The organism is Nonomuraea cavernae (assembly GCF_040655715.1).
Taxonomy (GTDB): domain Bacteria; phylum Actinomycetota; class Actinomycetes; order Streptosporangiales; family Streptosporangiaceae; genus Nonomuraea; species Nonomuraea cavernae_A.
Map to the genome: position 1 here is coordinate 138923 of NZ_JBFAKL010000016.1, position 25417 is coordinate 164339.

Here is a 25417-nt window from a genome sequence, read left to right on the forward strand (position 1 = left end):
TGCACTATCGAAGATGATCAGCCGGTCGTCATCACCCGTACGCCCGGAAACCCCCGTTCTCTCGGAAAAAGAGGCACCATGAGACGCGCGCTCAGCGCCGCCATCATCGCGTTGGCGACCATCGGAGGCACCGCCGCGATTTCGGCCCCGGCATTCGCCGCCACCAGCTCGGACGAGCCCCTGGTCATCACCAGCGACCAGCTCAGCCCCGCCCTCAAGTGTGACGAGCGCGTCGTCCTGCTGAAGGACGGCGGGCGATACATCGTGCAGGAGAGGCGTGACGATTGCCGACGCAAGCACAAGGGGTCGGAGTGCGTGGCCGGGCCGGTCAAGCACGGCAAGAAGTGGCGGGTCCATCTCCGTGACGAGAGCGGATTCGTACGAGTGCACGGCTTCAAGCACCGGGACGACGCCTTCCGTTTCGCCAAGAAGCACAAGCGTGACCTCAGCCTGATCGACTGCGCCGCCTACCGCCGCTGACCTCAGCACTCGGCGACAGGGCAGGCCCCCTGCCCTAGCCCTGTCGCCCGTTCGAGTGATGCGAAGACGCTCCGCCCGGAGCGATATCTAGGTCAGGCTCCGGCTACCTGAAGCGAACGCGGCCGTCCCTCATCTCTTCGTCGAACTGGCAGCTGGCGATGGACGTCTCGCCCCCAGACCGCCATTGTCCGTACCTGAGCGTCGGCAGGGAACTACCGGGCTTGTAGCACCGGGCCTCTGCCTGGTACTCCCCCGTTCCGGCATGGCAGGCCACGGTGAAGGTACGAGAGGTGGACGTTGTGGCGCAGTTGGTGGGTTGGGCTTGCGCGGCCGTCGCGGGCAGGACCATGGCGCCAGCCATGATCCCGCCGATCGCGGCCACCTGCAGTACTCGCTTCATCTTCGAACCCATGACTCTCCTCTCACGGGCGGCACCCCGTCCGGGCGCCGCTTCAGACAGCGCGGACCCGGACTAGGAGAGGATTATGCCGCCCCCGCCCACCTCTTCCGTGCTCTGACAGCTGACGTTGGACCTGTCGCCTCCAGGGCTCCGCCAAGGGCCGTGCCTGATCGTGTACTTGAGCGTATTGATCTTGTAGCACCTGGCCCACACCTGGTACGTGCCAGTGCCCTTGCCGCACCATCCGGACCAGCCATTGCCATAGGGGACGCTGCTGCAGTTGCTGGGTGTGGCTTGCGCGGCCGTCGCGGGCAGGACCATGGCGCCGGCCATGATCCCGCCGATCGCGGCCACCTGCAGTGCCCGTTTCATCTTCGAACCCATGACTCTCCTCTCACGGTGCGGCACCCGTCCGGGCACCGCTCCAGACCCCCGCGAACCTTGGCCGAGCGCGCCCCGAAGGGGGTTTTCAGCCTGTTCAACAGGGTTTCGGCGAACCTGTCCGAAGAATAAGTAAGGTGATTTATACAGCGGCTTGTGATCGGCTATCGATACACTTGTCGAAGATCACACAACGGGACTCAAGATCTTGCTGGCGCTGCGGGGGGCAGGCGTTGCGGTTCTTCATCCTCGGTCCGGTCGAGGTGGCAACGGATGACGGACCGGCTTCAGTAGCCCGGCCCCGGCATCGTGCGCTGCTCGCCTACCTGTTACTCCATGCCAACCAGGTGATAGCGCCCGGCCAGCTCATTGAAGCGATCTGGGGTGGCGCCGAGCCGAGCTCCGCGCGTTCGCAGATCCACGTGGCGCTCTCCGAATTGCGCCGAGCCATGCGGAAGCTGGGGCTGGACGATGTCATCGCCACCAGACCCGGTGGATACCTCCTGGCTCTGGCCAACGGTGAGCTGGACGCCGACGTGTTCGGACACCACGTCGAGGCGGCGCGGGACCTGCGGAAACGCAACGAGCTCAAGGAATCCGCCCGGACGCTGCGGGCGGCACTCGGGCTGTGGCGCGGTCACGCCCTGGCCGACATCAGCGCGGCGTACGCGTCGTCGGCACGGCAGGCACTGCACGAGCACCGGCTGAGCGCGTACGAGTCGCTGGCCGACGCCGAGCTCACACTCGGACATCACGACGCCGTGCTTCCGGTGCTGGGCGAGCTCGTCGAGGAACACCCGTTACGAGTGCGTATGGTGTGCCATCTGATGCTCGCCCAGTATCGGGCCGGCATGCAGGCCGAAGCCCTGCTGACGGCCAGGCGCCTGCGCACCCGGCTGGTCGAGGAGCAAGGACTCGATCCCAGCGCACAGTTCCTGGCGCTGGAGAAGGCGATCCTCAACGCCGATCCGGCACTGGACCTCACTCCTGGAACCCTCACGATCTCGGCGCCGCCCAGTGACACCGCACCGGCCCAGTTGCCTCTGGACACGTGGGGGTTCACCGGTCGTGATCGGGAACTCGCCGAACTGGATCTCCTGGCTGACGTGCGGGACACGCCACCCGTGGTGCTGCTCGTGGGCTCACCTGGAGTCGGAAAGACCGCGCTGGCCGTCCGCTGGGCTCACCGTCACCGCGACCGGTTCCCAGACGGGCAGCTCTATGTGAACATGCGGGGATTCGACGAGGACCGGATTCCCTTGGCGCCCTATGACATCCTGCGGCGCTTCCTGTCCTCGTTGGGAGTGGGTCCCGACGCCGTACCCGAGGACGTGGACGAGGCCGCCGCCCTGTTGCGATCGCTGCTTTCACGACGCCGTGTTCTGATCGTGCTGGACAACGCCCGCAGCGCCGACCAGGTACGACCGCTGCTGCCCGGCTCGGCGGATTGCGCCGTCCTGGTGACCAGCCGGAACCGATTACGCGGGCTGGTGGCCCGCGAAGGCGCCCGCCTGCTCCCGCTCGGCCCGCTCACCGAGGACGAAGCGAGCGACCTGCTCCGCGTCGCCCTGACCGGAAGAAGTGACGAGGACAGCGACGTCGCCGCCAGGCAGGTGGCCCTGCGGTGCGCCTACCTGCCGCTGGCACTGCGGTTGGCGGCGGCGCAACTCACCGGCCAGCGACACCTGACGGTCGCGGACTACGCCCGTCAGTTGACGACCGGGGACACACTGGCCGTGCTCGACGAACACGGCGACCTGGACGGCGCCGTCAGCACCGCGTTCCGTCTCTCGTACCAGGCCCTGCCTCCCGCGACGCGACGCCTGTTCCGGCTGCTGAGCCTGCTGCCCGGGCAGGACTTCACGCCTGTCGCGGCGGCCGCCCTGCTCGGCGTCACCCTCGCCGAGGTGCGCCCCCGGCTCGAAGAGCTGTGCATAGGCCATCTGGTCAGCGAGCATCGTCCCGGCCGGTACACGATGCACGACCTGCTGCGCAGCTATGCCGTTCGCACCTTGGAGAGCGACGAGCCGGAGGCCGATCGGACGATGGCCGCTCGGCGCCTGGTCGACTTCTACGCGGAGACCGTCTTCGAGGCCTACCCGTTGCTACAGCCTCGCCGGCTGCCGGGCGACAGGGAGGTGATCTATCCCCCGCGCGAGCCCCTGCGTTTCGCCGACAGGGCGTCCGCGCTGGACTGGCACGATCAGGAGCTCGAGAACCTGGTCGGTGTCGTCGCTCTCACCGGCGCACACGCCTGGCATCGCCGCGCGTGGCAGTTGGCCGCCGATCTGCTCGCCTACTTCATCATTCGGCGGCGTTGGCCGGAGTGGCTGTCCGTGCTGCGAACAGGCCTGCTCTCGGCCGAGCGAAGCGGCCGGCCGGAGGCCATGGCGCACATGGAGAACGCCCTGGGGGTGGTCCACAAGCAGATCGGCAAGTACGCCACGGCACGCGAGCACTACGGACGGGCGATCGAGCTGGCCACGAAGGCGGGCGACATGCGCATGGTCGCCGCGTTCAACGCGAACCTGGGTGGACTCGCCATCAACGAAGGCGATCTCGAAGGCGGCCTGCGCCACCTGCGGACCGCCCTGTCCATTCCGGAGTACGGGCAGGTCCCCCAGTACGCCGTCGCGGCCTACATCAACCTGGGGTGCGCGTTGATCGACCTGGAGAGGTATCCGGCGGCGGGGGACGCACTCCAGCGGGCGCTCACGTTCGCCGACATCGCCGACGACACGCAGCAAGCGTGCTACGCCCATCACAACCTGGCCGAAATCGCGCTACGTCAGGGGGATCAGGTCACGGCCCGTCGACACGCCGAGCGCCAACTGCGACTCGCCGAAGAGATCGGCGATCCGCTGCGGAGGGCCTCCGCTCACGACAGCCTCGCCTCAGCTCTTGCCCACGAGGATCCGGTCACCGCACGGAACCACTGGCAGGAGGCCCGGCGTATCTACCGCGAGCTCGATCATCAGATCGGCGCCGTACTCGATGAATGGCTTGCGGCTCTCGACACCTTCGGTGACGCGGCCGAGCTCGCCGCGGCCGACGATGCCCGCCGCCGCCGGTGCCGCCATCTCATTTGAACACCCGCCCCTTCGGATGTCGGCTCATGACCTCGCCCCGCCCGTCGGCATCGGACAGACCGTTGCGCCCTTTGGGCTGATCGACTGGCTTGGCGCCGCTGACGCAAGCCCTTGACGGACAAGACGCGGAGCCCCCACCATGATCACGCCGTGAGCAACTGATTCTCCACCTGATGCTTGATCACCATGGGTGATACCCGGTAACGGGCTGCAATTTCCTCGATGTCATCCGATATAGCCATCTCAGGCGAACCATCCAACAACGTGCCAATGCCAGACGCCGGAGCGAGCAACTCGGTGGCAAAGGCCCTCTCCACCCGCTGACGATCGGTGTAGGCCGTGGTAACCAGAAAAAAGGGCTCGGATTCCCACAGGTAGTGCCAGAGCGCACGAGAAAGGGTGAATCGGCTCGCGGTCATCGGCAGGCCTGGCTTGGTGACCGCCACAGGCCCGAATCCTTCAGTAGCGCCACCGAGCGCTAGGAGTCCGGAGTCGGCGGGCTGGCGGGTCACATGGGCGATGTAGGGCTCGAGCGCGATCTCAGCGGTGTCAGCAAGGCCGAGTGCCCGACGGACGGCCCTCGCCTGCTCCCAGCCCTTCTCCCAAGCCAGGCTCGCCGACGACAGCGACGTACGTTGCGGTCCCTGCCACACGGCCTCACGCAAGGCGGCCGCGTCCGTACGAGCACTAACATGCTCTATGTCGGAGCGTGCCTCGCGGATCCATTCCAACGCGCTGCCGAGCAGTGCCGGTTCGACGGCGTCGTAGAAGTCTCCGAGTAGATCGTCCCGTAGTTCGCTCGCCGCCCGCACGATCAGTTGCTGGTACGGCTCCGCTTCGGAGTAGGGGTCGAGGCCCAGGCGTGCAGAGGCAAGACAGAACTCCACCTCATCCGGTTCGGCCCCCTGGATCGCCGTCCACTCCTTTTCCAGCGGAGTGCCTGTAATGCCTTGCTCGGCGAGCCTGGTCAGCACCGCCGAGATGAGACGCACCAGTTCCTGCTCCACGGACACGCGATCAAGCAGCACCTCCCCGTCAGAGATGAACCGGACGGGGCGCTGAGCGGTCAGGTGCGAGCGATCCCGGCACCAGATCAGGCGTTTACCGATTCCTTCCGGCAGAATCAGCAGGTTTGGCCACACGAAACCGTCACCGCTACCACGCAGCGAGTGCCGGCGGAGCCGTCGCGGGTCCAGGCGATCCGGGCGACTGAGATCGGCATACCGCGCCAACCTCGCGTCAGCCCGCAGAAACCACCAGTTGTACGCGGCCCACTCGGCCAGCGGATAGAGAGGACAGTAGATCGACCGCCTCGAACTACCCGACTCCAGGTCCTCCAGCAGCGTCACATACTCGGCGCCGACACTGATCTCGATCCGCGCCCAGGTCTTCCGAAGCTCGGGAGCCCTGACCGATGGCGCAGGCTCCCATTCCCATCGGAAACTCAGCCCGGGAACCGATGTCATCCCCCGTCCCCCTTGCCGATCCCGTTGAGCCTGTCCGGCCACTCACCCTGATCGAGCGGGTATCCCTTGTACTGCCCGAGTTCGCGATTGACCAGCTCGCTTCGTACATCACATTGTCCACGTTGTGCCAGGCATAGCGAGGAAACTCTCCCTCCCATGGCGTGCCCACATCCCACAGGCCACGGCCTGACGCAGCCAGGCAGTGATCTGCGCCACATCGCTGAGGCTGGGATCACACTTGCTGGCGTCTGCTCGCAGGCGAGGTTGCCCGGCGAAGGACGGATACGACTTGTGCTCGCCACTGCCCACACAAGAGACCCGCGTCGCCAGATCGGCCAGGGAGACTCCGGTCGGCGGCGGTTGCGGTGCACGGAGGAGCGGACGCTTACGTTTGGGGGCACGCATGCGGACAGTATGGCGTGCGTCACACTCCGTGCCGGACCATCTCGCCTCGTCGAGACGATCAGAGGGCGATGGCCCGATCCCCTCAAGCGACATCTCGGTGGACTGCCACCCTCTACTGGAGGCAGAAGACATGGGGCTGATCGGTCGCGTTGGCCTCAGCACCGGGGAGCCGCGACAATGGCGCGATGAGCGCAGCTGACAGTACGGAGAACGACTGGGTTTCCAAGTTCGCCGACGAGGTGATCTCCGAGGCGGAGCGGCGCGCGCCGGGCGAACCCATCGTCTGCGCCTCCGGGCTGAGCCCGTCCGGGCCGATCCACTTGGGCAACCTGCGCGAGGTGATGACCCCCCATCTGGTCGCCGACGAGATCCGGCGGCGCGGCCTCGACTGCGTGCACCTGCTGTCGTGGGACGACTACGACCGCTTCCGCCGTGTTCCCGCGGGCGTCGACCCGTCGTGGGAGGAGCACATCGGCAAGCCGCTGACCTCCGTGCCAGCGCCTCCCGGCAGCTCACACGCGAGCTGGGCCGAACACTTCAAGGCGCCGATGACCGCCGCGCTGGCTGAGCTGGGCGTCGAATACCGGGCGATCAGCCAGACCGAGCAATACACCTCGGGCGCCTACCGCGAGCAGATCCTGCTCGCCATGCGCGAGCGCGGGCGGATCGACGAGGTCCTCGCGCGCTACCGGACGAAGCAGGTCGACGCCTACTTCCCCTACAAGCCCTACTGCGAGCTGTGCGAACGCGACCTCACCACGGTCACCGCCTACGACGACGACACCACCGAGCTGGCCTACACCTGCGTGTGCGGGTTCGGTGAGACCGTGCGGCTGGCCGAGCACGACCGCGGCAAGCTGGTGTGGAAGGTCGACTGGCCGATGCGCTGGGCGTACGAGGGCGTGGTGTTCGAGCCGTCGGGAGTCGACCACCACTCGCCCGGCTCGGCCTGGATCGTCGGCGAGCAGATCGTGGGCGAGGTGTTCGGCGGCGAGCAGCCGATCGGCCCGATGTACGCCTTCGTCGGCATCACCGGCATGTCCAAGATGAGCAGTTCCAAGGGCGACGTGCCGATCCCGGCCGACGCGCTGGAGATCATGGAAGCGCCGGTGCTGCGCTGGCTGTACGCGCGGCGCAAGCCGTCCCAGTCCTTCAAGGTCGCCTTCGACCAGGAGATCCAGCGGCTGTACGACGAGTGGGACGCCCTCGGCCGCAAGGTGGCCGGCGGAAACGCCCTGCCTGCCGACCGGGCCGCCTATGACCGGGCCGTCCGCACCGCCGATGGGCCGCTGCCGGTCACCCCCCGGGCGGTGCCCTACCGCACGCTGGCCTCGATCGTCGACATCACGACGGGCGACACCGAGCAGACCCTGCGGATCCTCGGCGACCTCGACGCGATCAGCGCGCTGGACGAGGCGCGGCCGAGACTCGACCGCGCGCAGCGCTGGGTCGACACCCAGCTGGCCGCCGACCAGCGCACCCGCGTGCGCGAGTCGCCGGACGAGGAGCTGCTGGGCTCGCTCGGGCAGGACGACCGCGACTCGCTGCGGCTGCTGCTCGACGGCCTGGACGAGCACTGGTCGCTCGACGGGCTGACCACGCTGGTCTACGGCGTGCCGAAGGTGCGGGCGGGGCTGCCGCCCGACGCGAAGCCCACGCCCGAGGTCAAGGCCGCGCAGCGGGAGTTCTTCGCGCTGCTCTACCGGCTGCTCGTGGGCCGCGACACCGGGCCGCGGCTCCCGACGCTGCTGCTGGCCGTGGGCGCCGACCCGGTGCGGAAGCTCGCCGGTGGTTGACGGGGGCCCCGCGTCAAGGTCCCCGTGCCGGGACAAGGCCCTGGAGTTCCAACGGTGCAGGTCACAGGATTATTAACAGCCGCTGGTGGAGCGCATGGCCCATGATCGATGCAAGGCGGCGTAAAGCGGCTTGCATGTGGACCGGCGCATCTTCTTGGCATGACCAAGCAGCAGTTCGCCCCCAGTGTCACCGTTGTCGTCCCCGCGATGAACGAGGCGGACAATCTGCCGCACGTGTTCGCGACTCTCCCCCACTGGATCGACGAGGTCGTCCTCGTCGACGGAAACTCCAGCGATGACACCGTCGCCGTGGCCCGCAGGTTGCGTCCCGGTCTCCGGGTCGTCGTGCAGAGCGGGCGTGGCAAGGGCAACGCGCTGATCGAGGGCTTCGCGGCGGCCAACGGCGACATCATCGTCATGATCGACGCCGACGGCTCGACCGATGGCCGGGAGATCTTCTCCTTCGTCTCCGCGCTGGTCGACGGCGCCGATTTCGCCAAGGGCTCCCGGTACGCCCCTGGAGGCGGCTCCGACGACATCAGCCCGGTGCGCTCGCTCGGCAACAAGGTGCTGACCGGCCTGACCAACCTGCTGTACGGCACCCGCTACACCGACCTGTGCTACGGCTACAACGCCTTCTGGGCCCGCCACCTCGACGCCATGGCGCTCGACTGCGACGGATTCGAGATCGAGACGCTGATGAACGTCCGCGCCGCCCAGGCCGGGCTGGTCATCGCCGAGGTGCCCAGCCACGAGCGCAGCCGGATCCACGGCGAGAGCAACCTGCACGCCGTACGCGACGGGTGGCGGGTGCTCAAGACGATCATGCGGGAGCGGTTCCGCGGCGCGACCGTCCCGCAGGCCCAGGTGGCACTCGCGAAGTAGGGGATGACATCCTCGGATCATGCGTTACATCGTGATCGGAGCCGGCGCGGTCGGGGGCACCATCGGTGCCCGTCTCTTCCAGGGCGGGCACGAGGTGCTGCTGATCGCGCGAGGCGCCCACTACGAGGCACTGAAGAGTGGCGGGCTGCGCCTGTTCACTCCCGGCTCCGCCGAGACGCTGACCATCCCCGCCACCGACGCGCCCGTCCCGCCGCGTGACGGCGACGTGCTGATCCTGGCGACCAAGTCACAGGACACGATCGCCGCCCTCGACCCGTGGCCCCGGCACCTGCCGGTCGTGTGCGCCCAGAACGGTGTCGAGAACGAACGCGCCGTGCTGCGCAGGTTCGAGCGGGTCTACGGCATGTGCGTGTGGCTGCCCGCCCTCCACGTGGAGCCCGGCACGGTGGCCGCACACGGGCATCCCCACTCGGGCATGCTGCACGTCGGACGTTATCCACAGGGTGTGGACGAACTTTCCCAGCAGCTAGCCGCAGACCTGGCCAAGAGCGGCTTCGTCGCGCTGGCCACGCCCGACGTCATGCGCTGGAAGTACGGCAAGCTGCTCGGCAACCTGGCCAACGCCGTCGAAGCGCTCTGCGGGCAGGCCACTGGCGTCGACTCCCTGTACGAACGCGTACGGGCCGAGGGCGCCGCCGTGCTCGAGGAGGCCGGCATCCCCTACTCGACCACCAGCGAGGAGCGGGAGTTCCGCGGCCGCCAGGTCGATGTCCTGCCGATCGAGGGCATCGAACGCGGCGGCAGCTCGTCGTGGCAGAGCCTGGCCAGGTCCAGCGGCTCGATCGAGGCCGACTACCTCAACGGTGAGATCGTCCTGCTCGGCCGCGAGTACGGCATCGCCACCCCGGTCAATGAGGTGCTGCAGGCCGAGGCCAACCGGTTCGCGCGCGAACAGGCGCCGCCCGGCTCCATGCCGCTGGATCAGCTGGTCGCGCTCATCGACGAGCGTTCGCGGCATACCACGCCCTCCTGAGGGCAGATGGTGACTCGCTCAGATGACAAGGGGTGAGTTGGATGGTCTTACTTGGTCTGGTTCTGGTTCTGCTCGCCGGCGGCGCCGTCTACATGGTCGCCACCGAGGAGAGTGCCAGGTACATCCTGTTCGGTTACACGTTCCAGCCTGACCACGTCGAGATGTTCCTCGCGGGCGCTGTCACCGCCGCGGTCCTGCTGGCGGGCCTGTGGATGCTCGGCTCCGGCTCGCGCCGGTCGGCCAGGCGCCGCCGCCGGATCCGCAGCGCCAGGGCCGAGGAGTCGAGTCGGCTGGCCAAACTGGAGGACGAGAAGCGCGACCTGGAGCGGAAGCTGGAGCGCGAGCGCGCCGACACGCAGCCGGCACCGGCTCCGGCTCCCGAGCCGGAGCCCGTTCCCGAGCCGCGGCACGCCTCCGGCGACAAGCTCGTCGCGCGCGGCTCCTCCGACGACACGAGGCCGTAGCCCACTGGCGCGAGGGCGACGGGCCCTCGCGCCAGAGCCCGGAAATCCCACCAAAGAGGGGTGTACTCTGCGAGGCGATCTCATCATGCACCTGGAGGTCGCATGCCCCCCACACGTGGCCGCCCCATCGCGCTGAAGCTGCTCGTCCTGCTGCTCGTCCCGCTGCTGTCCCTGGTGGGCCTGTGGGCGTTCGCGGCCGGCCTGACCGGGGTCGACGGACTGCGCCTCCTGCAGACCAACGAACTCGTCACCAACCTGGCCACTCCCGCCGAGCAGATCAACATCCAGCTGCAGAACGAGCGACTGGCCTCGGTGGACTTCCTGACCAGCGGTCAGGGCACCGAACGCCTGACCACCCAGCGCGCGCTGACCGATCGGACCGTCGCCGAATTCCGGCAGCGGGCCGAGGAGCAGCACGACCTCTCTCCGCAGATGACCACCCAGCTCACCGCCCTGTACGGCAAGCTCGACCAACTCACCGACACCCGTCGCAAGGTCGACGCCCCGGGCCCCGAGCCGCTCGCCGTGATCGACGGCTACAGCCAGATCGTGGACGCGACGTTCCGCATGTACGACGCCATGATCCTGGTGCCCGACACGGCGCTCTACCGGCAGGCCAGCGCCGTCACCATGATGGGCGAGGCGAAGGACATCCTGTCCAGGGAGCGGGCGCTGATCACCGTGGTGCTGGCGAGGGGCAGGGTGACCGAGGCGGAGCGCGAGGCGTTCACCGGGATGGTCGCCACCCGGCGCCTCCTCTACGCGCAGGCGCTCTCCCATCTCGACTCCGGGCTGCGCGGGCCGTACGAACAGCTCGTCTCCTCGGCCGCCTACCGGGAGTTCCTCCAGGCGGAGGACACCATGAGAGGGCAGGCCACGATGAAGGGGCTGCCCGCCGAGGCCGCCACGTGGCCCATCGACGGCGCCAACCTGTGGGCGGCGGTCGAACGCAACCAGTCGAAGGCCGTGCGCGACATCTTCCAGCGCGTCACCCCCGCCGCCAACAGCGTGCTGGTCAAGGTCGGCATCGCGGGCGGTGTCGGCCTGCTCGCGGTGATCGCCTCCGTGCTGGTGTCGCTCCGCTTCCGCCGCCGGCTCGGTGACGAGCTCGCCGGGCTCCGCGACGCCGCGACCGAGCTGGCCGAGGTACGGCTGGCCGGGCTGGTCAAGCGGCTGCGCAAGGCGGAGGGCGGGCCGCTGCCCGAGGAGGTCGCCCCGCTGGAGGTCAGGACCGACACGGCCGAGATCCAGGACATCGTCCGCGCCTTCAACAACGTCCAGGCCACGGCCGTGGAGGCCGCGGTGAGCCAGGCCCGGCTCCGGCACGGGGTGAGCAAGGTCTTCGTCAACCTGGCCAGGCGCAACCAGACGCTGCTGCACCGTCAGCTGCTGCAGCTCGACGGCATGGAGCGCGACACCGAGCAGCCCGAGATGCTCGAGGACCTGTTCAAGCTCGACCATCTCACGACCCGCATGCGCAGGCACGCCGAGAGCCTCATCATCCTGTCGGACCAGGCGCCGGGGCGCGGCTGGCGCAACCCGGTGCCGATCGTCGACGTGCTCCGCTCGGCCGTCGCCGAGGTCGAGGAGTATCAGCGGGTCGAGGTGCTGCAGCCGCCGCCGGTCGCGCTCGTGGGCAACGCCGTCACCGACGTCGCCCACCTGATGGCCGAGCTGATCGAGAACGCCACGCTGTTCTCGCCGCCGAAGACCCGGGTGGACCTGCGGACCTCGACCACCCCGCACGGGCTCACGATCGAGATCGAGGACCGCGGGCTCGGGCTGACCCGGGCCGAACTCGACGAGCTGAACGAGCGGCTGGCGGAGATGCCGGAGTTCGACCTGGCGCAGAGCGACCAGCTCGGCCTGTTCGTGGTGGGCCGGCTGGCCGCCCGGCACGACATCAGGGTGACGCTCGGCCCGTCGCCGTACGGAGGGCTGACCGCGGTGGTCGCCCTGCCTTCGGCGCTGCTCGCCGAGCAGCCGGCCCTCAGCGGCCGTTAGCGCCGTTGCGTCAGAGCTGCACGAACGGGTCGCTGAAGTGAGCCGTCGCGAGCACGGCGTGCTCGGCGCGCAACGCGTCGAGCACCTCGGCGCGGGTGGCCGCGGCCTGGTCCTGGTCGTCGTCGTAGAGGTAACGGACGCTCGGATCGGAGAGCTGCGCGAGGTGGAGCACCAGGTCGCCCGTGATGGCCAGCTCGCCGACCCTGGCGATCTGGTGGCCCGGGGTGTGGCCCGCCGCGAGATGCACGTGGACGCCCGGTGAGACCTCGGCCTGGCCGTCGACCACGTGCAGTTGGCCCTTGATCGGGGTGAGGATCCGGTCGAGCATCGCGCCCTGGGCCACGTCGAACTCGGCCTGCTGGAGGACGTGGCGGGCGTTCTCGAACAGCGGCCGGCCGTCGGCGACCGCTCCACTGGCGTGGTCGCTGTGCAGGTGGGTGAGGATCACGGTGTCGACGTCGGCGGGCGCGACGCCGGCGGCGGCCAGCTCAGCGGTCAGGGTGCCCGGCACCGGCGCCCAGCTGGACGCCGGTGAGTCGGCGGGGCCGATGCCGGTGTCCACGAGCGTGAGGCGGCCTGCCGGGTCTCTCAGCAGGTAGCAGTGGAAGTGGAGGATCCACGGCTCTTCCCGGAGGGCTGCTCCAGGGAACATCTCGGCCAGCGGGCGGCGAATCGTCTCGCCCATCGGGCCTACGGCGTCGCAGAGCGGCGTCACTTCGACGCCCGCGATGATGCGGGGTTGGTGCGGCATCCGTCCAGACTAGGCGGCGACGGGCTGGCGCGGAATGTACTCGTTCTCGACATCCGCGGCGTAGACGGCGCGGCGGCAGCTGGAGCACCGGTAGATGATCGGGCCTTCGTCGAGCTCGTGGTGGCACCGCGGGCAGCAGGTGTTGGTCTTCATGAGATCCCCCTTGAGTGATTGCTTGTATGAAAGCCTCTTCGGATTGCAGAAGCCCTGCATCACGCTTGACAGGATGCCGCTGCGTTGATGGGCCTTCCATGCCGTTCGGCACACCGGTCATGGGTAGAACGACGGTGTTTTCAAAGGAAGATTGTCTCGGCCGCACGGGCCGCTTCGCGGGCGAAGACACGAGAACCGCCCGGGAATAGTCCATCAGGGCTAGGCGTTCCAGCCATCGGGACGTGTGATACGTTGCCACCGGCGTTGAGCTCAAGCTCCGCCGGATCCCCCGCAGCCCGCCCCTTGATGAGGGCCGGCTCGCTTTTCACCTCGGCCGTCTTTTCGGCCTGCCCTTGAGAGGGGCCTCATCATGTCTGTCAACACCATCCCCCAACAGCGCACCGGAACTCCCGTACGCCAGGTCAGCGGCCTGCTCGACCTGCGGGACAAGGACGCTTTCATCCGCGCGGGGCACCTTCCCGGCCCTGGGGACGTCCGCGTGCGCCCCGAACAGGCCAGGCAGCTCGGCCTGCGTCCCGGTGACCACGTCGTCGCCGACGTCGCCGGCGGCAAGCTGGTCCAGGTCGACTCGGTCAACGGGTCCACCGGCCGGCGGGACCGGCCGCACTTCGCCGACCTGGTCCCCGTCCACCCGACCGAGCGGCTGCGCATCGAGACCGAGTCGCTGAGCACCCGCGTCATCGACCTGTTCGCGCCCATCGGCAAGGGCCAGCGCGGGCTCATCGTGGCCCCGCCCAAGGCCGGCAAGACCATGGTCCTGCAGGCACTGGCCGCCGCCATCGCCCGTAACCACCCCGAAGTCCACCTCATGGTGCTGCTCGTCGGAGAGCGGCCCGAGGAGGTCACCGAGATGCGCGGGTCGATCCAGGGCGAGGTCTTCTCCTCCACCTTCGACCACCCCGACCGCGACCACGCCACCATCGCCGAGCTGGCCGCCGAACGCGCCAGGCGGCTGGTCGAGGACGGCAAGGACGTGGTGCTGCTGCTCGACTCGCTGACGCGGCTCGGGCGGGCGTACAACAACCTGGCGAAGGGCGGCGGCCGGGTGCTCAGCGGCGGGCTGGACGCGACCGCGCTCTACCCGCCCAAGCGTTTCTTCGGCGCCGCCCGCAACGTGCTCGGCGGCGGCTCCCTCACCATCCTGGCGACCGCGCTGGTGGACACCGGGTCGCGGATGGACGACTTCCTGTACGAGGAGTTCAAGGGCACCGGCAACATGGAGCTGCACCTGGTGCGGGACCTGGCCGAACGCCGGTTGTTCCCGGCCGTGGACCTCGACGCGTCGGGCACCCGGCGCGAGGAGATCCTGCTGCCCGCCGAGGAGCGGCAGGTGGTGTGGCGGCTGCGCCGCATGCTCGGCTCGCTGGATCGACGGCAGGGGATGCAACTCCTGGTCGACAAGCTCCGCGAGACTCCGACAAATGCTCATTTCCTGCACGCTGCCGCAGCCTGAGCCCTTTCCACTACCTTCCTTGAGCTGTGCTGATCGGCCCCCGGCCGGTTGCCCGGCGGGAGAATGGGGTCATGCTCGCTGACATCGTCGACCTGCTCGCCTGCCCCGTCTGCCAGGGCGACCTCGCGATCGAGGGCGGTGCGCTGCGCTGCGCGCACGGCCACGCCTTCGACATCGCCAGGCAGGGATACGTGAGCCTGCTCGTCGGGTCGCGGGCGCCGGGCACGGCCGACAGCGCCGAGATGGTGGCCGCGCGGGCCGGGTTCCTGGAGGCCGGACACTACGCGCCGCTCACCGAGGCGCTGGCCGAGAGCGTGGCGACGCGGGCCGGTCACGCGCCGGTGGTCGTCGACGCGGGAACGGGCACCGGCCACTACCTGGCGACCGTGCTGGAGGCGATCGGCGACGGTGTCGGGGTGGCGTTCGACGTGTCCAAGCATGCCGTCCGGCGGGCGGCGCGGGCGCATCCCCGGATCGGGGCGTTCGTGGCCGACGTGTGGCGTCCGCTGCCGATCCGGACCGGGGTGGCCGACGTGGTGATGAACGTGTTCGCGCCCAGGAACGGGCCCGAGTTCCGGCGCGTTCTGCGGCCCGGAGGCGTGGTGGCCGTCGTCACGCCGGCTCAGTCCCATCTGAGCCCGCTGGTGCGCGAGCTGGGCCTGCTCTCGGTCGACGAGGAGAAGGAGCGGCGGGTGGCCCGCAGCCTGGACGGGTTCGTCGAGGCCGACCGGCGGACCATCGCGTTCGATCTCCATCTGTCTCGTGACGACATCGTCGAGGTCGTGAGGATGGGGCCGAGTGCGTGGCACACTGAAGCATCCGAACTGGAGAAGCAAATCTCGGGATATATCTCCCGACGGGTCACGAAAAATCGGGAAAAAGTGGTAGTGCGCGCCGCGTTCCACCTGTCTATCTTTGAGGCATCGCCGCGATCAAGCGTTGTTCCTTGACGGACGGGTGGGGCTGATGTTATTGATGGGGCATTTGGCCCGAAATTCCCCCACATTCCCCGAGTATTTCCGCGAATCAGGCGTAATACTGGACGACAACCCACGCCCGGCGGCGGGGATTCAGAGGGAGGGAGCGCGCCGAATGAAGGCCGAGGAACGCTGGCAAGCCAGGTTCCGAGCGTCGCGCATGACGCTGCCGCTCTGGGCACGCCAGGCCCCTAACCGCTCCATCTACCGCTCCAACGCCAGCGGCACGTGGGAGGTCTACGCCTGGGACCGCACCACCGGCTCCACCCGCCAGGTCACCGACCGGGTCAAGGGCACCGCCCACGCCACCATCGACCCCACCGGCCAGTGGATCTACTGGTTCGCCGACACCGAGGGTGACGAGTTCGGCGAGTGGTGGCGCCAGCCGTTCAACGGCGGCCCTGACGAGCTCGTCGCCCCCGATCTGCCGCCCGGCCAGCCGGGCGGCATCGCGCTGTCCATCAACGGCGCCGCGGCGATCAGCCTCGCCAGCGAGGGCACGTTCCGCATCCACGTGGCGCGCGCCGGTGAGACGTCCCGCCTGCTCTACGAGCACGCCGAGGCGGCCTGGGTGGCCGACATGTCCCTCGACGGCCGGCTGATCGCCATCAACCACGGCGAGTACGGCGACTTCCGTCACCCGGCCCTGCGGGTCGTCGGCCAGTTCGGCGAGCCCGTCGGCGAGCTCTACGACGGCCCTGAGCGCGGCGTGCTCGGCCTCAGGTTCGCTCCCGTGACCGGCGACCGGCGGATGCTCGCCCTGCACGAACGCCGCCGCCGCCAGGAGCCGCTGGTGTGGGACCCAATGACCGGCGAGCAGCGCGAGATCTGGCTGCGCGACTCCGGCGACCTGGCGGCCGACTGGTACCACGACGGCCGCGGCCTGATGCTGGTGCGCGACAACCGCGCCCGCAGCTACCTCCACCGCTACGACCTCGGGGGCGGCGGGCTGACCCTGATCGACACCCCGCACGGCGTGATCGAGGAGGCCGCGCCGCGCCCCAGCGGCCACGTCGAATACTCCTGGTCGAGCGCGTCCCGTCCGCCGGTCATCCGGTCGAGCAACGGCCAGGTCGTGCTCAACGCCGGCGGCCCGGCCGCGCCGCCCAGCGTGCCCGTCGAGGACCTCGACGTGCCGGGCCCGGGCGGGCTCATCCACGCGCTCGTCTCGCGGCCCGAGTCCGGCTCCGCGCCGTTCCCCACCGTCTTCCTGCTGCACGGCGGCCCGACCGCGCACGACCGCGACGCCTTCTCCCCCGAGGCCGCGGCCTGGGTCGACGCCGGTTTCGCGGTGGTGCGCGTCAACTACCGCGGTTCCACCGGCTACGGCTCGGCCTGGCGCGACGCGCTGCACGGCGAGGTCGGGCACATCGAGCTCGCGGACGTCGCCGCCGTACGCGAGTGGGTGGTCGAGCGGGGCATCGCCGACCCCGACCGCATCGTGCTGTCCGGCACGGCCTGGGGTGGCTACCTCACGCTGCTCGGCCTCGGCACCCAGCCCGAGCTGTGGGCCGCGGGCATCGCGGCCGTGCCGATCGCCTGCCACCAGACCTCCTACGAGGACGAGGCCGAGAGCCTGCGCGCCTACCACCGGGCGCTGCTCGGCGGCTCGCCCGACGAGCAGCCCGAGCGCTACGCCGCCAGCTCCCCGATCACCTACGTCCACCAGGTGGAGAGCCCCGTGCTGATCCTGGCCGGGGAGAACGACACCCGCTGCCCGCTGCGCCAGATCGAGAAGTACGTCGCCCAGCTGGCCGAGCACGGGCGTGAGCACGAGGTCTACACCTACGACGCGGTGCGCGGCTCCCTGGTCGTCGCCGAGCGGATCGCGCAGATCACCCTGCAGCTCGAGTTCGCCCGCAAGCACGTCTACGCCTTCTGACCCCCGCCGACGATCGTCGTCAGGCGGCGGTCAGCGAACGTCGGGCAGCCGGGCGGCAGTCAGCGGGCGGTGGTCAGCAGTCAGCGGGCGTCGGTCAGCGGGCGCGGAGCACCACGATCGCCAGGTCGTCGGCGCTGGGCTCGGGGGCGTAGTCGGCCACACCCCGGCGAATACGCTCGGCGACCGCGCGGGCCGACAGCCCCACGCACTCGGCGAGCAGCTTGGCCAGCCCGCCGTCGTCGTCGAGCAGCCTGCTGCCCGACCGCCGCTCGGTCACCCCGTCGGTGACCGCGAGCAGCACGTCACCGTGGTCGAGGTGGACCGTGTCCGACTCGAACACCACCTCAGTGAAGACGCCGAGCAGCGACTGCGGGGTGGTCACCGTCTCGACCACGCCGCTCGGCTTCAGGCGCAGCGCCTCGGGATGGCCCGCCGACACCAGCCGCAGCTCCAGGCCGGTCTCCACCGGCGTGATGTCGCCGTGCAGCAGGGTCAGGAACCTGGCCCGCTCGCCCTCTTCCAGGATCGCCTGGTTGAGCCGGCCGAGCACGGCCGCGACGCCGTACCCCTCTCGGGCGAGCAGTCGCAGGGTGTGACGGGCGAGGCCGGTCACGGCGGCGGCCTCGGGGCCGGTGCCGCAGACGTCGCCGATCGCGAACCGCCACGAGTCGTCGCTCGCCTTGAACAGGTCGTAGAAGTCGCCGCCGACCTCGTTGGCCTCGCCGGCGGGATCGTAGACGACGCCGTAGTCGAGACCGGGCACCTCCGGCTCGTTCGGCGGCAGGAGGCTGCGCTGGAGCGCCCGGTTGGCGGCGGCCTGCTGCGCGTAGAGCCGGGCGTTGTCCATGGCGAGCGCGGCCCGCCGGGCGATGTCCTCGGCGAACTGGATGACGTCGTCGCCGAAGCGGTCGGACCTGCCCAGGCACATCAGGCCGAGGCCGCGCCCCCGGGCGGTCAACGGCACCGCGAGCACCTGCGAGTCGCTCAGGTGCATGGAGGACGTGATCTGGTGGTCGGCCGGGTTCACGTCCACCTCGGCCAGCTCCTGGCGCAGGCCGTCGATCCTGGCCTCGTCGGCGTGCCAGAGATAGGCCAGGCGGAGCGGCCCGGACACGGTGTCGGCGGTGTAGACGGCGCACCAGCCGGCCAGCCGGGGCACCACGATCTGGGCGATGATCGCGGGCACCATGTCGGGGTTGAGGGTGCCCGCCAGCAGGTCGCTCGCGTCGGCGAGGAACCCCAGCCAGTGGGGGCCCCTGGAGGTCTCCTCCTGCCATTCGGATACGACTCTGTCCACAGAGCCAGGTAGCGTGAGTCTTGCCCAATGGACACGGGAGTCGCCCGAATAGGTGATTCCCCATTCCTCCACGCCCACGGAAGGAGCCTTCGGATCGCCGTGTGAGGTGTTCCGCTGCCTCAGCTCCACCTGTATGGCATCGCCGAAATGCTTCCAGATGACTTCGAACGGCTCGTACACCACCTGTTCCGTAAGATCGCCCGCCACCTGCTCGGCGATCTGGAGCATGCCGCCGACGGCCCACGCGGTCATCACCTCGCGCGTGAACCTGATCGCAGCCGGCACAGCGGTCTCACCAGGCGCGAACGTCGCGGCGAGCACCGCGTGAGGAGGAGCAGTCATCCAACCGTGCCTACCACACTTCCGTTGACTTGGGGTAAATCCAAGGGCAGGACTGCAAGCTACACAACGTGACAGACTTCAAGCACTCACGGCGGTACCCCGCGAGTTGAAGGAGGGGCCATGCCATCGGCCAAGACCGCGCCGGGTTCCGAGGAGAGGACCTACACCGAGTCAGATCTCGTCCCGATCCTCGAGACTCTGTTCTCCTGGCGTGACGGCGATTTCCGGCGCCGGGTCCCCCACGCGCCGCCGGGCATCCTCAGCGAGGTCCGACTGCTGCTCAACGAGGTGGCCGACCGCCGCGAGCACCTGGCCAACGAGCTGGTGAGGGTACGCAAGGAAGTCGTCAAGGAGGGCAGGTTCGGTGAGCGGCTGACTCCCGGGCCCGGTGTGGGCGCCTGGGCCGAGAGCGTCGAGTCGGTCAACATCCTGATCGACGCCCTGGTGAGCCCGGTGAGCGGCGCCGCCGACGTGATCGACGCCGTGGCCAAGGGCGATCTGTCGCGGCGCATCGACCTCGACCGCTCGGCCCGTGGCGAGGTGCGCCGCCTGGGCAAGGCCATCAACGGCATGGTCGACCAGCTCGCCCTGTTCAACTCCGAGGTGACCAGGGTGGCGCGCGAGGCCGGCACCGAGGGCCGGCTGGGCGGCGGGGCCAACGTGCGCGGCATGTCGGGCAGCTGGCGCGACCTCACCGAGGCGGTCAACACGATGTCCTCGCGCGTGGCGGCGCAGGTGCGTGACATCGCCGTCGTGACCACCGCCGTGGCCAAGGGCGACCTGAGCCGCAAGGTCACGGTCGACGCCGTGGGCGAGATGTTCGAGCTGAAGAACACCGTCAACACGATGGTGGACCAGCTCTCCGGGTTCGCCGAGGAGGTCACCAGGGTCGCCCGCGAGGTGGGCACCGAGGGCCAGCTGGGCGGCCAGGCACAGGTGACCGGGGTGTCGGGCGTCTGGAAGGACCTCACCGACAACGTCAACTTCATGGCCAACAACCTGACCTCGCAGGTGCGCAGCATCGCGACCGTGGCGACCGCCGTGGCCCAGGGCAATCTGTCGAAGAAGATCACGGTCGACGCCGAGGGCGAGATCCTCCAGCTCAAGGACACCCTCAACACGATGGTCGACCAGCTGTCGTCCTTCGCCGACGAGGTCACCCGCGTCGCCCGCGAGGTCGGCACCGAGGGCAAGCTGGGTGGGCGGGCCGAGGTCAAGGGCGTGTCGGGCGTCTGGAAGGACCTCACCGACAACGTCAACTCGATGGCCGCCAACCTCACCTACCAGGTGCGCAACATCGCCCAGGTGACCACGGCCGTCGCCAACGGCGACCTCACCCGCAAGATCGACGTCGACGCCCAGGGCGAGATCCTGGAGCTCAAGTCGACGATGAACACGATGGTCGAGCAGCTGTCGTCGTTCGCCTCCGAGGTGACCCGGGTCGCCCGCGAGGTGGGCACCGAGGGCCAGCTCGGCGGCCAGGCACAGGTACGCGGCGTGTCCGGGGTCTGGAAGGACCTCACCGACAACGTCAACTCGATGGCCAACAACCTGACCAGTCAGGTGCGCCAGATCGCCGCCGTCTCCTCCGCCGTGGCCCAGGGCAACCTGTCCAAGAAGATCACCGTCGACGCGCAGGGCGAGATCCTCCAGCTCAAGGACACCCTCAACACGATGGTCGACCAGCTGTCGTCCTTCGCCGACGAGGTCACCCGCGTCGCCCGCGAGGTCGGCACGCAGGGCCAGCTCGGCGGCCAGGCCCGCGTGCAGGGCGTGTCCGGGGTCTGGAAGGACCTGACCGACAACGTCAACTTCATGGCCAACAACCTGACGTACCAGGTGCGCAACATCGCCGAGGTGACCACGGCGGTCGCCAACGGCGACCTCACCCGCAAGATCGACGTCGACGCCCAGGGCGAGATCCTGGCGCTCAAGACCACCATCAACCGGATGGTCGACCAGCTGTCGTCGTTCGCCTCCGAGGTGACCCGGGTCGCCCGGGAGGTGGGCTCCGAGGGCCGGCTCGGCGGCCAGGCCCGCGTCGAGGGCGTCGAGGGCACCTGGAAGCGGCTCACCGAGAGCGTCAACGAGCTGGCCGGCAACCTCACCACCCAGGTGCGCGCCATCGCCACCGTGACCAGCGGCGTGGCGCGCGGTGACCTGACCCGCTCGATCGCCGTCGAGGCGCAGGGCGAGCTGGCGGAGCTGAAGGACAACATCAACTCGATGGTGGCCAACCTCCGCGAGACCACCCAGGCCAACCAGGAGCAGGACTGGCTCAAGTCCAACCTGGCCCGCATCTCCCGGCTCATGCAGGGCCACCGCGACCTGTTCGAGGTGGCCAAGCTGACGATGAGCGAGCTGACGCCCCTGGTGTCGGCCCGCTACGGCGCCTTCTACGGCGTCGATCCCGAGGGCGACCACGAGCTGCTGCTGATCGGCGGCTACGGAGTGCGCCCCGACCGGGGGCCGCGCCAGCGCTTCGCGGTCGGCGAGGGCATCGTCGGGCAGGCCGCGGCCGAGGGCCGCCACATCGTCCTCGACGACGTGCCGCCGAAGTTCATCACCATCGACAGCGGGCTCAGCCAGTCGACGCCGGCGCAGATCGTGGTGCTGCCGATCCTGTTCGAACACCGCGTGCTCGGCGTGCTGGAGCTGGCCTCCTTCACGCCGTTCGGCGAGGTGCACCTCGACTTCCTGACGCAGCTCGTCGAGACCATCGGCGTCACCATGAACACCATCATCGCCAACTCGCGCACCGAGGACCTGCTGACCGAGTCGCAGCGCCTGACCCGCGAGCTACAGGAACGCTCCGACGAGCTGCAACGCCAGCAGGAGGAGCTGCGCAGGTCCAACGCCGAGCTGGAGGACAAGGCGGCGCTGCTGGCCAAGCAGAACCGCGCGATCGAGATCCAGAACTTCCAGATCGAGCAGGCCCGCCGCACCCTGGAGGAGCGCGCCGAGCAGCTCGCCGTCTCCTCCCGCTACAAGAACGAGTTCCTCGCCAACATGTCCCACGAGCTGCGCACGCCGCTCAACAGCCTGCTGGTGCTGGCCAAACTGCTGACGGAGAACGCCGAGGGCAACCTGACCTCACAGCAGGTCGAGTTCGCCCGGACGATCCACAGCGCGGGCTCGTCACTGCTCCAGCTGATCAACGACATGCTCGACCTGTCCAAGGTCGAGGCCGGCCGGATGGACATCCACCCGATCCAGGTGTCGCTGCCGAAGATGGTCGATCTCGTGGAGGCGGCGTTCGCGCCACTGGCCGCCGACAAGGGCCTGGCGTTCACCGTCGACGTCGACAGCGCCGTGCCCCTGGAGCTGCGGGCCGACGAGCAACGTCTGCAGCAGGTGCTGCGCAACCTGCTCTCCAACGCGGTGAAGTTCACCCCGAAGGGCGAGGTCAAGCTGCGCGTCGTCCCGGCGCCGCGCGGGGTCGCGTTCGACGACGAGACCCTGCACGACGCCCATGACCTGCTGGCCTTCCAGGTCATCGACACCGGCATCGGCATCGCGCTCGACAAGCGCGAGGTCATCTTCGAGGCGTTCCGGCAGGCCGACGGCACCACCAGCCGCAAGTACGGCGGCACCGGGCTGGGCCTGTCCATCTGCCGCGAGATCGCCCGGTTGCTGGGCGGCGAGATCCACGTCGAGAGCGAGCTGGGCAAGGGCAGCACGTTCACCCTCTACCTGCCGGCCACCTACAGCGGCCCGCTGGCGGCGAGCGACGGCGGCGCGGCCCGCAGGCAGCTGATGGCCGTGCCGGTCGAGGAGCCCTCGGCCGAGCCGCCGCTCGACCTGGACCTGCCCGAGCTCGGCGAGTCCTCCTCCGAGACCGCCACCCAGTGGCAGGGCGACGACCCGCTCAACGGCGCGAAGATCCTGATCGTCGACGACGACATCCGCAACGTGTTCGCGCTGACCAGCGTGCTCGAACGGCACGGCGCGACGGTCGTCTACGCCGAGAACGGCCGTGAGGGCATCGAGCAGCTCGAACGCAACGAGGACGTCGCGTTGGTGCTGATGGACATCATGATGCCGGAGATGGACGGCTGGGCCACGACCTCGGCCATCCGCCGGATGCCTCAGTTCGCCGATCTGCCGATCATCGCGTTGACCGCTAAGGTCATGCGGGGCGATCGCGAGAAGAGCATCGCCTCGGGCGCGTCGGACTACGTGCCCAAGCCGGTCGATGTGGACCGTCTGCTCGAACGTCTGCGCGGCTGGCTGAGCCGTGGGCGGGTGTCCACGACGGAATCAGCCGAAGGGGCGTGATCAATGCCGGACCGAGCCAAGATCCTCCTGGTCGACGATCGCGAGGAGAACCTGATTGCTCTTGAGGCGATCCTGAGCTCGCTCGACCTGGTGCCGGTGCGCGCCAGGTCCGGCGAGGAGGCGCTCAAGGCACTGCTCAACACGGAGTTCGCGCTCATCCTGCTCGACGTGCGAATGCCGGGCATGGACGGGTTCGAGACGGCCGCGCACATCAAGCGGCGCGAGCGGACCAAGAACATCCCGATCATCTTCCTGACCGTGATCGACAGCGCTCCCGACTACGCCTTCCGCGGCTACGCGGCGGGTGCCGTCGACTATCTGACCAAGCCGTTCGATCCGTGGGTGCTGCGGGCGAAGGTGTCGGTGTTCACCGAGCTCTACAACATGAACCGGCGGCTGACCGAGCAGGCCGCGCTGCTGCGCGACCGGCTGACCGGCGAGCTGCCGCCCGGCTCGGGCGACCAGGCGTCGGTGCTCCCGGAGCTGTCGAGGCGGCTGGCCGCGGTCGAGGAGGAGCTGGATCGGGTGCGGGAGCTGGCGCGCAAGTCGCCCGATCCGGCGCTGTCGATCCCGCTCTCCGAGCTGTACGAACGGCTGGCCGCCCTTCGCGCCGGGTTCGACGCCCTCTCCTGACGCGGCCCCCTTGGAGGTAAAACTGGGGCCATTGTCCATTAAGAGGGTGATTTGGGGTATTTCCGGTTCTCTAGAGTCGTAGTGGCCCGACGACAGAGGAGAACATCGTGATACGCGATCATGCCTTCCTGCGGGAACTCGTAGCCGTGAAGGACGAGGTTGGCGTCGTGTCGCTGTACGTGACCGCCGACCCTCGTCTGGAGGCCTCGGTCAAGCCCGGCTGGGAGATCCTGCTGCGCAACGAGCTGGACTCCCTGCGCGAGCAGGTGTCCGGCTGGCCGGACCGGATGCGGCGCGCTACCGTGCTGGAGCATCTCGAAGGGCTGGAGCCGGACATCGAGCAGCTCGTCGATCCCAGCCTGTCGGGGCTGGGCCGGGCACTGTTCGCGCCCGTGTGCACCGACGAGGTCCACCGCACCACGCTGCAGGTGCCGGTCGGCACCAGCGCGGTGTTCGAGTCGACCGCGTACGTACGCCCCATGATCAGTGCCATGGCCACCAGCGCCCCCGCCGGCATCGCGGTGGTCTCACGCGACGGCGTGCGCCTGATCGACCACAGGTACGGCCAGACCGAGGACGTCTACGAGTCCACCTTCGCCCTGGACACCGACGACTGGCGGCGGATGCGCGGTCCGGGCGCCTCCAACACCGCCCAGCAGTCGTCGATGCAGGTCGACAAGTTCCAGCGTCGCGTCGAGGAGAACCTGACCCGCTACCTGCACTCGGTCGCCCCCGAGATCAGCGGTCGGGTCCTCAGCCTGCACTGGACCGACGTGCTCCTCGTCGGCGACCCGAAGGTGACCGCGAAGCTGGCCGAGGCGCTGCACCCGCTGGAGGCGGTCCAGATCGACAAGATCATCGATGGGCTGACGGCTCCCGAGGTGGTCACCTACATCTCCGACGCCCTCACCCACGTCCGTGTCCGCAGGGACGTCTCGCTGATCGAGCGCGCCAAGGACGCCGCGCTCGCCGGCGGGCGCGGCTCGCTCGGGCTCGGCCAGACCCTGTCGCTGCTGAACGAGGGCCGGGTCGACTGCCTGCTGCTCGACGAGACAGGCGCATGGCGCGGCGGCCGCGGCCCGGACGGCCGGCTCTATCCCGCCGGGCAGGTGCCGCCCGCCGTCGAGGCCGTGGACGAGCCGGATCTCGGCGAGCGGATGATCGAGCGCGCCCTGGAGAGCAGCGCCGAGGTCACGATCCTGCAGCGCGAGGCAGCGGCCGAGCTGGCCGAACACGATGGCGTGGCCGCACTGCTGCGCTGGTGAC

Annotated in this window: 17 protein-coding genes and 1 pseudogene; 13 read left to right on the top strand and 5 right to left on the bottom strand. The window is 69.1% G+C overall.

Annotation, left to right across the window (positions count from 1 at the left end):
- Nucleotides 1–78: 78 nt before the first annotated feature.
- Nucleotides 79–480, top strand: coding sequence for a hypothetical protein (locus AB0I38_RS23620; protein WP_358471491.1), 402 nt, complete (start codon nucleotides 79–81; stop codon nucleotides 478–480).
- A 472-nt stretch (nucleotides 481–952) separates the two neighbouring features.
- On the opposite strand, the gene AB0I38_RS23625 is transcribed toward AB0I38_RS23620, so the two are convergent.
- Complete coding sequence (locus AB0I38_RS23625; RefSeq protein WP_358471493.1) at nucleotides 953–1264, bottom strand: hypothetical protein; 312 nt, start codon at nucleotides 1262–1264, stop codon at nucleotides 953–955.
- Nucleotides 1265–1524: 260 nt separating this feature from the next.
- Here AB0I38_RS23625 and AB0I38_RS23630 point away from each other — a divergent pair, with 260 nt between their 5' ends.
- On the top strand, nucleotides 1525–4350 hold the full coding sequence (locus tag AB0I38_RS23630; protein WP_358471495.1) for an AfsR/SARP family transcriptional regulator: 2826 nt from the start codon (nucleotides 1525–1527) through the stop codon (nucleotides 4348–4350).
- 143 nt (nucleotides 4351–4493) lie between these two features.
- Here AB0I38_RS23630 and AB0I38_RS23635 read toward each other — a convergent pair whose 3' ends face one another.
- Complete coding sequence (locus tag AB0I38_RS23635; RefSeq protein WP_358471496.1) at nucleotides 4494–5816, bottom strand: ImmA/IrrE family metallo-endopeptidase; 1323 nt, start codon at nucleotides 5814–5816, stop codon at nucleotides 4494–4496.
- Between the two features lie 590 nt (nucleotides 5817–6406).
- Here AB0I38_RS23635 and lysS point away from each other — a divergent pair.
- The 5 genes from lysS (at nucleotide 6407) to AB0I38_RS23660 (ending at nucleotide 12364) form a co-directional block, all read left to right on the top strand.
- A complete protein-coding gene (lysS, locus tag AB0I38_RS23640) occupies nucleotides 6407–8017 on the top strand; it encodes a lysine--tRNA ligase (RefSeq protein WP_358471498.1) in 1611 nt (536 codons plus the stop codon).
- 159 nt (nucleotides 8018–8176) lie between these two features.
- Nucleotides 8177–8902 carry a glycosyltransferase family 2 protein gene (locus AB0I38_RS23645; protein ID WP_358471500.1) on the top strand — a complete coding sequence of 242 codons (726 nt, stop codon included), beginning with the start codon at nucleotides 8177–8179 and terminating at the stop codon, nucleotides 8900–8902.
- Nucleotides 8903–8921: 19 nt separating this feature from the next.
- A complete protein-coding gene (locus AB0I38_RS23650; RefSeq protein ID WP_358471501.1) occupies nucleotides 8922–9896 on the top strand; it encodes a ketopantoate reductase family protein in 975 nt (324 codons plus the stop codon).
- Between the two features lie 41 nt (nucleotides 9897–9937).
- Complete coding sequence (locus AB0I38_RS23655) at nucleotides 9938–10360, top strand: hypothetical protein (protein WP_358471503.1); 423 nt, start codon at nucleotides 9938–9940, stop codon at nucleotides 10358–10360.
- Between the two features lie 102 nt (nucleotides 10361–10462).
- On the top strand, nucleotides 10463–12364 hold the full coding sequence (locus AB0I38_RS23660) for a sensor histidine kinase (RefSeq protein WP_358471505.1): 1902 nt from the start codon (nucleotides 10463–10465) through the stop codon (nucleotides 12362–12364).
- A 10-nt stretch (nucleotides 12365–12374) separates the two neighbouring features.
- On the opposite strand, the gene AB0I38_RS23665 is transcribed toward AB0I38_RS23660, so the two are convergent.
- Nucleotides 12375–13115 (bottom strand): MBL fold metallo-hydrolase, encoded by a 741-nt coding sequence (locus AB0I38_RS23665; RefSeq protein ID WP_358471507.1) that lies wholly within the window; start codon nucleotides 13113–13115, stop codon nucleotides 12375–12377.
- Nucleotides 13116–13124: 9 nt separating this feature from the next.
- A complete protein-coding gene (locus AB0I38_RS23670; RefSeq protein ID WP_358471508.1) occupies nucleotides 13125–13268 on the bottom strand; it encodes a hypothetical protein in 144 nt (47 codons plus the stop codon).
- 421 nt (nucleotides 13269–13689) lie between these two features.
- Here AB0I38_RS23670 and rho point away from each other — a divergent pair.
- The 3 genes and pseudogenes from rho to AB0I38_RS23685 form a co-directional block, all read left to right on the top strand.
- Nucleotides 13690–14742, top strand: a pseudogene (gene rho / locus AB0I38_RS23675) (transcription termination factor Rho); the annotation flags it as partial.
- Between the two features lie 71 nt (nucleotides 14743–14813).
- On the top strand, nucleotides 14814–15692 hold the full coding sequence (locus AB0I38_RS23680) for a putative RNA methyltransferase (protein ID WP_358471510.1): 879 nt from the start codon (nucleotides 14814–14816) through the stop codon (nucleotides 15690–15692).
- Nucleotides 15693–15834: 142 nt separating this feature from the next.
- The gene (locus AB0I38_RS23685) at nucleotides 15835–17601 is read left to right on the top strand and encodes a S9 family peptidase (RefSeq protein WP_358471512.1); all 1767 of its coding nucleotides are present in this window, start codon (nucleotides 15835–15837) and stop codon (nucleotides 17599–17601) included.
- 94 nt (nucleotides 17602–17695) lie between these two features.
- On the opposite strand, the gene AB0I38_RS23690 is transcribed toward AB0I38_RS23685, so the two are convergent.
- Entirely contained in the window at nucleotides 17696–19240 is a 1545-nt protein-coding gene (locus AB0I38_RS23690; RefSeq protein WP_358471514.1) for a PP2C family protein-serine/threonine phosphatase, read from the bottom strand.
- A 120-nt stretch (nucleotides 19241–19360) separates the two neighbouring features.
- Here AB0I38_RS23690 and AB0I38_RS23695 point away from each other — a divergent pair, with 120 nt between their 5' ends.
- The 3 genes from AB0I38_RS23695 to AB0I38_RS23705 all read left to right on the top strand — a co-directional run bounded on the left by AB0I38_RS23695 (nucleotide 19361) and on the right by AB0I38_RS23705 (nucleotide 25416).
- Entirely contained in the window at nucleotides 19361–23518 is a 4158-nt protein-coding gene (locus AB0I38_RS23695) for a HAMP domain-containing protein (protein ID WP_358471515.1), read from the top strand.
- Between the two features lie 3 nt (nucleotides 23519–23521).
- Nucleotides 23522–24151: a response regulator gene (locus tag AB0I38_RS23700; protein WP_358471517.1), complete on the top strand. Its 630-nt coding sequence runs from the start codon at nucleotides 23522–23524 to the stop codon at nucleotides 24149–24151.
- A gap of 107 nt (nucleotides 24152–24258) precedes the next feature.
- A complete protein-coding gene (locus AB0I38_RS23705; protein WP_358471519.1) occupies nucleotides 24259–25416 on the top strand; it encodes a VLRF1 family aeRF1-type release factor in 1158 nt (385 codons plus the stop codon).
- Nucleotide 25417 lies beyond the last annotated feature (1 nt).